This is a genomic window from Shewanella sp. TC10 (assembly GCF_009663145.1).
In the GTDB taxonomy this organism is placed as follows: Bacteria; Pseudomonadota; Gammaproteobacteria; order Enterobacterales; family Shewanellaceae; genus Shewanella.
In genome coordinates this window covers 1-12,672 of the sequence record NZ_VKHR01000069.1, presented here as the reverse complement: position 1 = coordinate 12,672, position 12,672 = coordinate 1, and the positions used below count along the sequence as shown (strand labels likewise).

The 12,672-nt window shown below is 42.7% G+C and carries 8 protein-coding genes and 4 tRNA genes; 2 read left to right on the top strand and 10 right to left on the bottom strand.

The features are described from left to right. Window positions 1-37: 37 nt before the first annotated feature. The 4 genes from FNZ24_RS18685 to FNZ24_RS18670 form a co-directional block, all read right to left on the bottom strand. Window positions 38-114 (bottom strand) — tRNA-Pro (locus tag FNZ24_RS18685). Between the two features lie 163 nt (window positions 115-277). Then, window positions 278-354: transfer RNA gene (locus FNZ24_RS18680), tRNA-Pro, on the bottom strand. 30 nt (window positions 355-384) lie between these two features. After that, window positions 385-460: transfer RNA gene (locus FNZ24_RS18675), tRNA-His, on the bottom strand. A gap of 36 nt (window positions 461-496) precedes the next feature. Beyond that, window positions 497-573: transfer RNA gene (locus FNZ24_RS18670), tRNA-Arg, on the bottom strand. Window positions 574-779: 206 nt separating this feature from the next. Between FNZ24_RS18670 and FNZ24_RS18665 the strand changes: the two genes are divergently transcribed. Next, window positions 780-3,425 carry a diguanylate cyclase domain-containing protein gene (locus FNZ24_RS18665; RefSeq protein WP_153916341.1) on the top strand — a complete coding sequence of 882 codons (2,646 nt, stop codon included), beginning with the start codon at window positions 780-782 and terminating at the stop codon, window positions 3,423-3,425. A 19-nt stretch (window positions 3,426-3,444) separates the two neighbouring features. On the opposite strand, the gene rep is transcribed toward FNZ24_RS18665, so the two are convergent. Further along, entirely contained in the window at window positions 3,445-5,457 is a 2,013-nt protein-coding gene (gene rep, locus FNZ24_RS18660; RefSeq protein WP_153916340.1) for a DNA helicase Rep, read from the bottom strand. Window positions 5,458-5,990: 533 nt separating this feature from the next. Between rep and ubiK the strand changes: the two genes are divergently transcribed. Then, window positions 5,991-6,254, top strand: coding sequence for a ubiquinone biosynthesis accessory factor UbiK (gene ubiK / locus FNZ24_RS18655; RefSeq protein WP_153916339.1), 264 nt, complete (start codon window positions 5,991-5,993; stop codon window positions 6,252-6,254). 122 nt (window positions 6,255-6,376) lie between these two features. Here ubiK and FNZ24_RS18650 read toward each other — a convergent pair whose 3' ends face one another. The 5 genes from FNZ24_RS18650 to ilvM all read right to left on the bottom strand — a co-directional run bounded on the left by FNZ24_RS18650 (window position 6,377) and on the right by ilvM (window position 12,607). Further along, complete coding sequence (locus FNZ24_RS18650; RefSeq protein ID WP_153916338.1) at window positions 6,377-7,519, bottom strand: pyridoxal-phosphate-dependent aminotransferase family protein; 1,143 nt, start codon at window positions 7,517-7,519, stop codon at window positions 6,377-6,379. 263 nt (window positions 7,520-7,782) lie between these two features. Beyond that, entirely contained in the window at window positions 7,783-9,321 is a 1,539-nt protein-coding gene (gene ilvA, locus FNZ24_RS18645; RefSeq protein WP_153916337.1) for a threonine ammonia-lyase, biosynthetic, read from the bottom strand. Between the two features lie 66 nt (window positions 9,322-9,387). Continuing rightward, window positions 9,388-11,247, bottom strand: a complete 1,860-nt coding sequence (gene ilvD, locus FNZ24_RS18640; protein WP_153916336.1) for a dihydroxy-acid dehydratase — start codon at window positions 11,245-11,247, stop codon at window positions 9,388-9,390. Window positions 11,248-11,364: 117 nt separating this feature from the next. Next, window positions 11,365-12,300, bottom strand: coding sequence for a branched-chain amino acid transaminase (locus FNZ24_RS18635; RefSeq protein WP_153916335.1), 936 nt, complete (start codon window positions 12,298-12,300; stop codon window positions 11,365-11,367). A gap of 31 nt (window positions 12,301-12,331) precedes the next feature. Beyond that, complete coding sequence (ilvM, locus tag FNZ24_RS18630) at window positions 12,332-12,607, bottom strand: acetolactate synthase 2 small subunit (protein WP_153916334.1); 276 nt, start codon at window positions 12,605-12,607, stop codon at window positions 12,332-12,334. Between the last annotated feature and the right edge of the window lie 65 nt (window positions 12,608-12,672).

Sequence of the window (12,672 nt, the reverse complement as noted above, 5' to 3'; positions counted from 1 at the left end):
CAAAAAAGCCACTCATTGAGTGGCTTTTTTGTTTATGTGGTCGGTGATAGAGGATTCGAACCTCTGACCCTCTCGTCCCAAACGAGATGCGCTACCGGGCTGCGCTAATCACCGAAAATCTGTTTTGATATGTGAGTCTTAAGAGGAAAACCTCAGCTCCACTCTAGAAAGAGTGAGTGAAACGTTATCAAACGACGTTAATCACTGAATGTAACTTTTTATACGGTAGGCCAATTTGATAGGATCAAAATAAATCACTAATTGGAATACTAAAATTTGGTCGGTGATAGAGGATTCGAACCTCTGACCCTCTCGTCCCAAACGAGATGCGCTACCGGGCTGCGCTAATCACCGAGATATTCTATAAATAGAATCTAGATTGAATGGGGTGACTGATGGGGCTCGAACCCACGACAACCGGAATCACAATCCGGGGCTCTACCAACTGAGCTACAATCACCACTGACTTTCAATCTTGCTAACGAACGTTACCGAATGGTGCGCCCAGAAGGATTCGAACCTTCGGCCTTACCCTCCGGAGGGGTACGCTCTATCCAGCTGAGCTATGGGCGCTCGCCTTGGTTAGCGACGCACATAATAGGGATAAATCACCTTCACGTCCACCTTTGTTTAAAACTTTTTTGTTCGTTTGCTCAAGTTTTGATTAATTTGTGATGTTTTTAAGCATTTTTCATTTAAACTCTTGATAGTTCCCTTTGTCAGCGAACTTTCATATACTCAAAGATGGATATTTACCTCAAAAGGATTAAGGGAGCGTCATGGAAAAGGGAAAACTCCCTTCTAATAGTTCTACTAATATCGAGCACCTTCAAAGAAGGGTATCGAGACTTAGGCGATTAGCGACAAAATATAAGCGCGCTGAAATAATCCAAAATGCCTTATTAGAAATTTCCAATATTGCTACCCATGCTATTTCACTGGATGTCTTTTACAAAGGTGTTCATACACACCTACAAAGCCTGATCCACGCTGACAACTTTTTCATTGCATCTATCGATAATCAAACTGGTAACATTACCCTGCCTTTTTTTGCCGATGAAAAAGACACTCACCCATCAGAACTCTACCCCGATGAAGAAATATCTTCTCTACTTGAGCGCGGTATTACCGGTTATGTACTAAAAACGGGTGAACCATTATTTTGTGATGCAAAGCGTTTTGAAGAACTTGTGGCATTGGGAGAAATTGCTGATCTTGGTTCACCATGCTTACAGTGGCTTGGTGTTCCGATCAAGCATAATAATATTGTCTCTGGTGTATTAGTGGTTCAAACCTACAGTGACGATATCAGTTACGGAGAATTAGAACTCGAACTGATGGGGTTTATTTGCCACCATATTTCAGGGGTAATGGAAAGGCTTCGTCACAATGAAGAATTAGAAATCGCCATAGTTCAGCGCACTAAAGAATTAAGCCAAGCCTACGATAAACTTAAACTCGAAGTCGCTGAACGAGTAAAAGCCGAAGAACTGCAAAAATCATTATTTCAAATTGCTGATTTGTCGGCATCCGATGTTAGCGAAGCTGATTTCTACCCTAAAATTCACCAAGTCATCAGCCAGCTGCTACCTGCCGAGAACTGCTTCATCTCATTAGTTCACAAAGCATCGAACACCTTATCGTTTCCATTTTACGTATCCCAATTAATTGGTGAGCGTCCTAAGCCACGTGCAATGCAAGATGGTTTAACCGAATTCATTTTAAAACATCAGCAGCCTAAACTTCTAAGCCAACAAGACATTCAGGATATGATTAAAGCGGGTGAAATTTACGGCACTAACCCCGCCCTTAACCATACCCAAACGATGAAACAATGGATTGGCATACCTTTATTCATTCACGGCGAAATTGCTGGCGGTTTAACAATCTATAGCCTCACCGATCAAAATTCATATGAAGCCAAAGATTTAGAGCTACTGACTTTTGTTTCACAGCATATTGCCAATGCGATAGAACGTAAGTTTGCCGTTGAGCAGCTAAAACGAAGCCACGAATTACTGGAAGATAAAGTAGAAAAGCGCACCAAAGCGATTGCAGAAATGAATGACAACTTGCAACGTCAAATTATGCAGCGAAAAAAAATGGAAGCGCAGCTAGTTTACGATGCGAAGCACGATAACCTGACAGGCTTACCAAATCGCAGCTTTTTTATGGAGCGATTATCGCAAGCGATAAAACATATTCGCCGTCATCCTAACGAGCAGTTCTCATTGCTATTTATCGATTTGGATGGCTTTAAACAAATCAATGACACATTAGGCCACTTAGAGGGAGACAGGTTTTTAATTGAAACCTCAACTCGGCTTAAACTGTGTATTCGAGAAAACGATACCTTAGCGCGCTTAGGTGGTGATGAGTTTGTTATTTTATTAGACTCCATCCACCAACATAAAGATGCTGAAGATGTTTGTGAGCGCATTTTACAAACAATTTCAGAACCCTACATATTAGCTCAGCAACAAGTTATTTCAGGTGCCAGTATTGGTGTCGCATTCAGTTGCGCAAATTCATCTGATAATAGTGAGTCTATTTTAAGAAGTGCAGATACTGCTATGTATCAAGCTAAGTCAAAAGGCAAAGGCTGCTACGTCATTTTTGATAGGCAAACTGAATACCACTTTAATCAGCGTATTGAATTGGAACAGGACTTTTTAAATGCGTTAGAGCAAAGCGATATCGTCGTTGAGCTAACCCCTATCGTCTCTTTTAATGACACAGATATCCTTGCTTACGAGCCTATCAGTTATTGGCAACATCCTTCTCAAGGCCTTATAGATAATGAGCGCTTAATCTCTCTCGCCAACCAAACCCAAACCATGATGATGCTAGATGACTATATTTTTAAATATATCGACCAACATTATCAGGCGCTTGCAAATGGAATGGGAGATCGGATCCAAATTCATATCCCGCTTTCAAGCCAACATATTAAGCATAAATATGGTCTGAGAAGCTTAAGAAACACCATAAAGCGCAGTAAGATGTGTGCTTCTAAGCTATGGGTGTTTTTTCATGAAAAATCATTTGTTAAAGACAGCACCCATCATATCAGTGCATTTGAATCACTCTCAGAGCTGGGAATTAACATTGGCATAAATGGATTTGGTACCGGATATAGCTCACTAAGCAGTTTAAGCTTTTTACCTATAAAAGCCCTCAAGCTTGATGCAGATGTCAGCCAGCACTTACTCAATGAAAAACAGCTACAACTAGCAAAAGCCTATCAGCTTATTGCAACAACTCTTGGGTTTGAAATTTACGCAGAAGGTGTGAATACTCTCGAGCAAAAGAGAACGCTAGAATCGTTAGGTTATCACCAGGGACAGGGGCAAGTGTTTTCACTGGCGAATCTCGTCTTAACTCAGCATGTCGAACAAGCCGACATGCATGAGTTAACAAACTAGGTTTACTGCTTAAGTCATACTATTTCTTAAACATATCTCGAATATTGGCGATGTTAGCTTTCGCTGACTGTACTTTTTCTTGCTCAGTTTGCTTAGGTTTGCGATTTTCCCAAATTAAATCATCTTGAGGCAGTTCCATTAAAAATCGGCTTGGTTCGCAGCGCATGGTTTCGCCAAACTGACGACGCTCGCGACACATAGTAAACCACAACTCTTTTTGTGCACGAGTAATGCCTACATAAGCGAGCCTGCGTTCTTCATCGACATTATCTTCATCAATGCTCGACTGATGGGGCAATATGCGTTCCTCAGTCCCCACCATAAACACATAAGGATATTCCAAACCTTTTGATGCATGTAAGGTCATCAGTTGTACTTGATCGCCGCCTTCATCTTCTTGGTTACGCTCCATCATGTCACGGAGCGTTAAGCGGGTAACCACCTCTGGCAGCGTCATTGGCTCATCTAACTCATCACCCTCGAGCATTTCCGTCACCCAGCGATATAACTCAGAAATATTCTTCATTCGCATTTCAGCCGCTTTCGCGCTGGTGCTAGTTTCATAAAGATAATCTTCGTAATTAATTTTACGAATAAGCTGCTTAATCGCATCTACAGGTTCACCGCGAGTCGCAATTTCACCGGTATCGACAATAAATTTGCCAAACTGATACAAAGACGCCATAGCAGCTGGCGCTAAATGATGATTAAGCTCTGCTTGGAATATCGCTTCAAACATCGAGATATGCTTTTGATTAGCATAATTACCTAACCGCTCTAATGTCGCAGGGCCAATGCCGCGCTTAGGCAAGTTAACGACACGTAGAAAAGCATTATCATCATCAGGATTAACCACTAGGCGCAAGTAGGCCATAATGTCTTTGATTTCCGCTCGAGCGAAAAAAGAAGTCCCGCCAGACAACTTATAGGGAATGCGGTTAGTCATCAGTGCACGTTCTAGTAGCCTTGACTGATGGTTACCTCGATACAAGATTGCGTAATCACCAAATTTAGTTTTACCGACAAATTTATGCCTGACGATTTCAGCAACAACTCGTTCAGCTTCTTGCTCTTCATTAGCAGCAAAAAGTACTCTAAGTGGCTCACCATAGGCCAACTCACTAAATAACCTTTTGTCGTAAACATGGGGGTTGTTAGCAATCAAAATATTAGCTGCACGTAAAATACGTTGGCTAGAGCGATAATTCTGTTCTAATTTAATGAGTTTCAATTTAGGAAAATCTTTACCCAGTAACACCAAGTTTTGTGGTTTTGCACCACGCCATGAATAAATTGATTGGTCATCATCGCCTACGACTGTAAATCGAGCGCGATCGCCAACCAAGAGTTTCACTAACTCATATTGGCTGGTATTGGTATCTTGATACTCATCCACCAGCAAGTATTGAAAGCGAGTCTGCCAGCGCGTTCTTACCTCTTCGTTATTACGAAGTAGCAAAGTGGGTAATAAAATCAGATCATCGAAATCTAGCGCGTTATACGCTTTCATGTGTTGGGCATAGCGCTGGTATAATTTAGCAAACAATTGGGTTTGTTCATCACCACCGCGTTTAATTGCTTGGTCAGGTATGACCAAATCCCCTTTCCAGTTTGATATCGCACTGGCAAGCGCTTTGATTAAATCTTTATCTTCTTCAAGCTCATCTTCTGTTAGCTCTTTTAGCAGCGCGAAGGTATCTTGGTCGTCAAATAATGAAAACCCCGCTTTCAAGCCAACAACTTTATGTTCGCGTTTAACGATCTCCAGCCCGAGAGTATGAAAAGTTGAAATCCATAAACCGCGAGCTTCCTTTCGCCCCATCGACTGCGAAACACGCTCTTTCATTTCGCGAGCGGCTTTATTGGTAAAGGTTACTGCGGCGATATTGCGCGCCTTATAACCACACTTCTCAACTAAATATGCAATTTTGTTAATAATTACCCGAGTTTTACCACTGCCTGCCCCTGCTAATACTAAACAAGGTCCAGAAACATAGTGAACGGCATCATTTTGCCCAGGATTTAACTTCATGCTGCGACTTTACCAATATCGAAAATAAACGGATCGCGATCATACCAGAAAGCAGCGATCGACAATGACTAAATTCAAGCTTATCTATATTCGATCAAAAGCGGCATTACTTTCGTATACATATATCAACTCCTACTTAAAACGATATCAAGGTTATCAACTGCACACACCTAGATGATAATTTTGGACATGCTAGTTTGCTCAGGTACAATTAACTCATATATTAGGGCGTGTTGATCTTTGCTGGTTAAATTTTTGTTCGAAATAAAAGCGTTTTAATCGAGGCGAATGAATTGATGCCTAGTCATCTAAGCACCTTTTATTTACAAAGATGCATTCAACAAAGAGTAAAACGCTTTTAGTCGAACCCATCGGGCAGCGTTTGTTGGTCATTTTTACTGCGTTATCGACTTTTTATGTAGAATAACTACACCACAAAGTCTCTGCCTTGTAAAAATGACCAACAACTCGCTGCAAAAACAACCTTGAAAGATCAACAGGCCCTAGACACCTAATTGAATATGGAATTGACGATGATTAATCCAAAGAAACTTGAAGAAGTTGCTAAGCAACTGAGCGAAAACCTACCAAGTGGCGTAAAGCAATTTGCAGGTGAATTTGAAGAACGTTCAAAGCAAGTACTGCAAAGCCAGTTAATGAAATTAGATGTGGTTTCTCGCGAAGAATTTGAAGTACAACAGCACGTGTTATTAAAAACTCGTGAGAAGCTTGAAGCATTACAAGCCCAAGTCGATGAACTAGAAAAGAAGTTTTCATCTGAAGATTGCTGTAAATAGTTAGAAGCTGTTGTTCTTTTCTGATTAAGTTTCGTTCAAAATAAAACAAAAATGGCATCCTAGGATGCCATTTTTTATGTTCAGTTAACGAAGTTAATCTCTAATAAAGTGCTGATTAAATGCTAATTAAGTACTTCATCTAATGCGCGCAAACATAAAGCAACGTTTTCACGACGAGCGGCATACCCCATCAAACCAATACGCCACGCTTTACCTGCTAATGCACCAAGACCAGCGCCAATTTCAAGATTGTAGCTTTCCAGTAATTGCTTTCTGACTAGTGCATCATCTGCACCTTGCGGAATATAAACCGCATTCAGTTGTGGTAAGCGACATGATTCATCAACCACAAAGTTCAAACCAAGTTGTTCAAGACCGCTACGAAGCAGCTGATGCATATCGGCATGACGTTGCCATGCATTTTCTAACCCTTCATTTGCCAGTAATCTTAAAGACTCGTGCAATGCATATAATGCATTCACTGGCGCGGTATGATGATAACTGCGCTTAGCTCCACTATCTTTACTACCCCAATAGCCCATGACTAAGGTTTGATCTAAAAACCAGCTTTGAACTGGTGTCGTGCGCGATTTGATCTTCTCAACGGCTTTCGCTGAAAACGACACAGGTGATATACCCGGCACACATGACAAACATTTTTGACTGCCAGAATAAATAGCATCAATGCCCCACTCGTCAACTCGTAGTTCTACACCACCTAGTGACGTAACTGCATCAACAATGGATAAACAGTCGTGCTGCTGGGCTAAGACACATAAACTTTTAGCATCTGATAAAGCCCCCGTTGAGGTCTCGGCATGTACAAAGGCTAAGAATTTTGCATCAGGGTTCGCTTTTAAAGCAGCTTCAACCGCTTCGACAGAAACAGGCTCGCCCCACTCATTATCAACTACGACGGCTGTAGCACCAACACGCTCAACATTTTGGCGCATGCGCTCGCCAAATACACCATTACGGCACACAATGACTTTTTCACCAGCTTCAACCAAGTTTACAAAACAAGTTTCCATACCAGCACTGCCAGGAGCAGACACAGCTAAGGTCATTTCATTTTCAGTTTGAAACGCATATTGAATTAGCGATTTTAGCTCGTCCATCATGGCGACAAATAATGGGTCTAAATGGCCGATGGTTGGCTTAGCTTGTGCAGCAAGTACTTCAGGGTACACATCTGAAGGACCAGGCCCCATAAGGGTGCGACGTGGTGGCGTAAAAGCTTGAATACTAGGGGGTACAGATAACATCAAAGTCTCCTTGGCTCGAAGTCAATTTGTAATAGCTCAATGAAACCTACATTTCTCGTTATATTTATTGCCACCGAATATTATTTCGTTTGTGGCTATTGCCTCTTTGGGCTCAAATGACAATAACACACAGATAGGTCAAAAGCCGCTATCCACATGAAATTTATTAGCTAAAAAGCCTTTTAAGTACTTATCTCGCCCTAAATAAAAATAGCTTCCCGAAGAAGCTATTCTGATGAGTCAAGATAATGATAAAGGTGAGACTAATGCTGACCTGAGCTTAAAAAGAGCTGATAAGCAGGGCTATGGGTTTCTTCTTGGTACACAAAGCCTAAGTCAGTTAAAAACTGCGCAAAAGCGGCTTCATCGGATGCTGGAACTTCAAAACCTGCCAATACACGACCGAAGGCTGCACCATGGTTGCGATAATGAAATAAACTGATATTCCATTGGCTTTGCAATGTCGTTAAAAACTTAAGCAAGGCACCTGGGTGCTCAGGAAATTCAAAACTAAATAGTCGCTCATCTAATGGCTCTGGCGGTCTACCACCGACCATGTAACGTACATGCAATTTGGCGGTTTCATCTTCGGATAAATCTTGAACCTGAAAATCTTCAGCCTCCAAATTAGTAACGATTTCATCCAATTCCGTTTGACCTTGGCTAATGCGAATACCCGCAAACACCACTGCGCTATCACGGCTACTAAAACGGTAGTTAAACTCCGTCATAGCGCGCTTATTTAGGATCTGGCAAAAACGTAAAAAGCTACCTGGCTTTTCAGGGACCTTTACTGCCAATACCGCTTCTTTTTGCTCGCCAAGTTCACATCGCTCAGATACATAACGAAGGCTATGAAAGTTGACATTGGCGCCACTTAAAATCGCCGCAACTCTCTCACCTTTACCCGCTTCTTTTGGATGTTGTTGAATATACTTTTTAAGTCCAGCAACTGATAAAGCGCCTGCAGGCTCTGAAATCGCGCGGGTATCTTCAAAAATATCTTTTACCGCAGCGCAAATCTCATCGGAAGTCACCGTGACAACTTCATCGACGTAATCTTTCGCAACTCGAAACGGCTCCTCGCCAATACGCTTCACTGCAACGCCATCTGCAAATAAGCCCACTTGCGATAACGTCACTGGCTCGCCTGCCTCCATTGCCGCTTTCAAGCAAGCCGCATCTTCAGGCTCTACCCCAACAATCTTCACTTGTGGCATCACAGCTTTATAATAAGCCGCTATTCCTGCAATTAATCCACCGCCGCCAACAGGCACAAACACAGTGTCGATATCACGTTGCTGCTGAAGCATTTCTTGCGCTATTGTACCTTGGCCCGCGATGACAGCTTCATCATCAAAAGGGGCTATGTAAGTACGGTTTTCAGTTTTGGCTAATTGTTTTGCATGTTCATTAGCTTGATCGAAAGCTTCGCCGAATAACACCACATTGCCACCAAGACGTTTAACCGCATCGATTTTAATTTCCGGTGTGGTACCAGGCATCACAATCACAGCATCAATGCCACGACTGGCCGCCGACATAGCGACGCCTTGGGCATGATTACCCGCAGACGCGCACACCACACCGTCTTTACATTGCTGCGGGGTTAACTGCGCCATGCGGTTGTAGGCACCACGTAATTTAAATGAATGCACTGGCTGCATGTCTTCACGCTTTAAATAGATCTGACTGCCTAAACGGGCAGACAGTTTATTTAAGCTCGACAACGGGGTTACTTTTGCCACGTCGTACACAGATGACAGCAGGGTTTTCTGTAAATACTCTTGCGCTATCGACATATGCTAAATTCCATCAGTATCTTTACTTGTTAATTGCTTATTCTCATTTATGAGATGAAAATAAGATTACCCTTCTAGCTTACTGCGATCGCGTACTGCGCCTTTATCGGCACTGGTTGCCAGTAGAGCATACGCTTTAAGTGCTAATGATACGTAACGCTCACGGCTAACGGGTTTCCAAGCTTGTAGCCCTTTCGCTTCCATTGCTGCTTTACGCGCTGCAAGTTCTTCATCTGAAATGGCTAACTTGATACTACGAGAAGGAATATCAATTTCAATTTGATCGCCATTTTCAACGAGAGCAATGGTGCCACCTGCTGCCGCTTCAGGGGAAATATGACCGATAGATAACCCCGATGTACCACCAGAGAATCTGCCATCTGTGATTAACGCACAGGCTTTACCTAAACCGCGAGATTTAAGATAAGTGGTTGGGTACAACATCTCTTGCATCCCAGGACCACCTTTAGGGCCTTCATAACGAATAACGACTACATCACCAGCAACGACTTCGCCACCTAAAATACCGTCAACTGCATCATCTTGGCTTTCGTATATGCGAGCACTCCCCGTAAAGGTCAGGTTTTCTTCATCAACCCCAGCTGTTTTAACGATACAACCATTGGTAGCCACATTACCTGACAGCACAGCTAGACCGCCTTCTTGGCTAAAGGCATTTTCGCGAGTACGAATACAGCCTTCTTGGCGATCATCATCGACACTGTCCCAGTAGCAATCTTGGCTAAAAGCAGTTTGGGTAGGAATACCTGCAGGCCCTGCGCTGTAAAAACGGCGAACGCTTTCATCTTGGGTTTGCGCAATATCGTACTTTTCGAGTACTGATTTTAAGTTACCGCCATTGTCCGCTGCTACATGTGGCACATCAGTATGTAATAACCCTGCTCTATCAAGCTCACCTAAAATCCCCATCACACCACCAGCACGATGTACGTCTTCCATATGGTATTTAGGTGTAGAAGGTGCCACTTTACATAAATGCGGCACAAGGCGTGACATTCTGTCGATGTCATCCATCGTAAAGTCGACTTCACCTTCTTGAGCTGCTGCGATTAAATGTAAAACCGTGTTTGATGAACCGCCCATGGCGATATCAAGTGCCATTGCATTTTCAAATGATTTGAATGAAGCAACATTACGTGGAAGTACACTGTCATCATCATCACGATAATAACGCGTAGTGATATCCATAATACGACGACCAGCTTCTAAAAACAGGTTACGACGTGCAGCATGAGTCGCCAATAAAGAGCCATTACCTGGAAGCGATAAACCTAATGCTTCTGTTAAACAGTTCATCGAGTTCGCGGTGAACATGCCTGAACACGAACCACATGTTGGACATGCACTTCGCTCAATTTGCTTACTGTCTTCATCACTAACATTAGTATCAGCACCAGCCACCATTGCATCGACTAAATCAAGCTTAATGATTTTATCTGAAAGCTTAGTTTTGCCTGCTTCCATTGGGCCACCAGAAACAAATATCACCGGGATATTAAGGCGCAGCGCGGCCATCAACATGCCTGGTGTAATTTTGTCACAGTTAGATATACACACTAGTGCATCGGCACAGTGGGCATTGACCATGTATTCAACACTGTCCGCAATCAGTTCTCGTGATGGTAAGCTGTAAAGCATACCGCCATGCCCCATTGCGATACCGTCATCAACTGCGATGGTATTAAATTCTTTCGCGATACCGCCTGCTTCTTCAATAGCGCCCGCTACTAATTGGCCCATGTCTTTTAAATGCACATGTCCTGGAACAAACTGAGTAAATGAGTTTGAAACCGCGATAATTGGCTTACCAAAATCCTTTTCTTTTACACCAGTTGCACGCCATAAAGCACGGGCACCCGCCATATTGCGACCTTCGGTACTGGTTGCTGAGCGTAATTTAGGCATTGTCTTTTCCTTCCTTAATCACTCCATTATTCAGTAATGGAATAGGTAAATAGGGTTAATTTATTTGAGTCATTTATTCCGACTCTCAAATATTATGATTATTATTTTCTGCCAGTTTTAATCTGACTTTTTTAGCGGCTCTAGCCAGCCCCATTTATCTTCGGTTTCACCGTTAAACAGGCCAAAAAAGCGGCTTTGAACTTGTTCAGTCACTGGGCCACGCTTACCTGCGCCAACCTCGATGCGATCGACGCTTCTTACAGGCACTATTTCAGCAGCGGTACCTGTCATAAAGATTTCATCTGCAACATATAAAAATTCCCGCGCCATAGCTTCTTCTATTACTTCATAGCCTAAGTCTTTGGCTAGTACCATAATGGTATCGCGAGTGATCCCCTTTAAAATTGCAGCCGTAGCTGGCGGGGTATAAATCTTATTGTTTTTCACTACAAATAAGTTGGCGCCTGCGCCTTCACTCACTAAACCATTGGTGTCCAGTGCAATTCCTTCATCAAAACCATTACGTTTTGCTTCTGTGGATATTTGCAATGAAGATAAGTAATTACCACCTGCTTTTGCCCCAGTCGGAATTGTGTTTGGAGCAAGACGTTGCCAAGAAGTTACTGCCACATCAACACCGGCATCCATACTGTCTTCACCAAGGTATGCACCCCAAGCAAAAGCAGCTACGACCATATCACATTGTGCATCTATTGGCGGGGTGATCCCCATACCAACATCCCCTAAAAATATTAACGGACGGATATAGGCACTAGGTAAGTTGTTACTCATCACTGAGTCATTACACGCTTGCATGACTTGCTCAAAACTATAAGGCACATTCATTCGGTAAATTTTGGCTGAATCAAATAAACGTTGTACATGATCGGTTAACCGAAAACCTGCTGGGCCAAGATGAGTATCGTAAATACGAATACCTTCAAATACTGAGGTGCCGTAATGCATGGCGTGTGTCATTACGTGTACTTTGGCATTCTGCCAAGGCATGATTTCACCATTAAACCAAATGAGTTCTGATTGTGTTGCAGCCATAGTCTTTCCCTCTTGAAAATTGATGAATTAATTAAGCACTTGCCATGGCTGATATTTCTGCCTCTGCTTGCGCTGCAGAGCTTGTAATCACTTGGCAATCAATGACATCAAATAACTTAGTTAACTGATGGGTTAATAGCTCAATCACTCGCTCACTTTGGACATCAAAATTCACTTTCAATGTACTGTCTTCATTTACGGTCATTGTTAACTCTGTGATAGTAAAACCACGATGGCGGGTGACCCGTAATACCCGCTCTAGCACTTCTGGTTGCTGCTTTAGGGTTAATTCAACTGAATGCATCATGTTTGCTTCTCCATTTGATCCATCATGTCACTATTACACGCCCCAGGTGGGACTAWCGGMAKAGC

What these genes read in the sequence shown, in the direction of transcription:
- FNZ24_RS18665 (WP_153916341.1), top strand. Translation starts at nt 780, where the DNA reads ATGGAAAAGGGAAAACTCCCTTCTAATAGTTCTACTAATATCGAGCAC.
- rep (WP_153916340.1), bottom strand. Translation starts at nt 5,457, where the DNA reads ATGAAGTTAAATCCTGGGCAAAATGATGCCGTTCACTATGTTTCTGGA.
- ubiK (WP_153916339.1), top strand. Translation starts at nt 5,991, where the DNA reads ATGATTAATCCAAAGAAACTTGAAGAAGTTGCTAAGCAACTGAGCGAA.
- FNZ24_RS18650 (WP_153916338.1), bottom strand. Translation starts at nt 7,519, where the DNA reads ATGTTATCTGTACCCCCTAGTATTCAAGCTTTTACGCCACCACGTCGC.
- ilvA (WP_153916337.1), bottom strand. Translation starts at nt 9,321, where the DNA reads ATGTCGATAGCGCAAGAGTATTTACAGAAAACCCTGCTGTCATCTGTG.
- ilvD (WP_153916336.1), bottom strand. Translation starts at nt 11,247, where the DNA reads ATGCCTAAATTACGCTCAGCAACCAGTACCGAAGGTCGCAATATGGCG.
- FNZ24_RS18635 (WP_153916335.1), bottom strand. Translation starts at nt 12,300, where the DNA reads ATGGCTGCAACACAATCAGAACTCATTTGGTTTAATGGTGAAATCATG.
- ilvM (WP_153916334.1), bottom strand. Translation starts at nt 12,607, where the DNA reads ATGATGCATTCAGTTGAATTAACCCTAAAGCAGCAACCAGAAGTGCTA.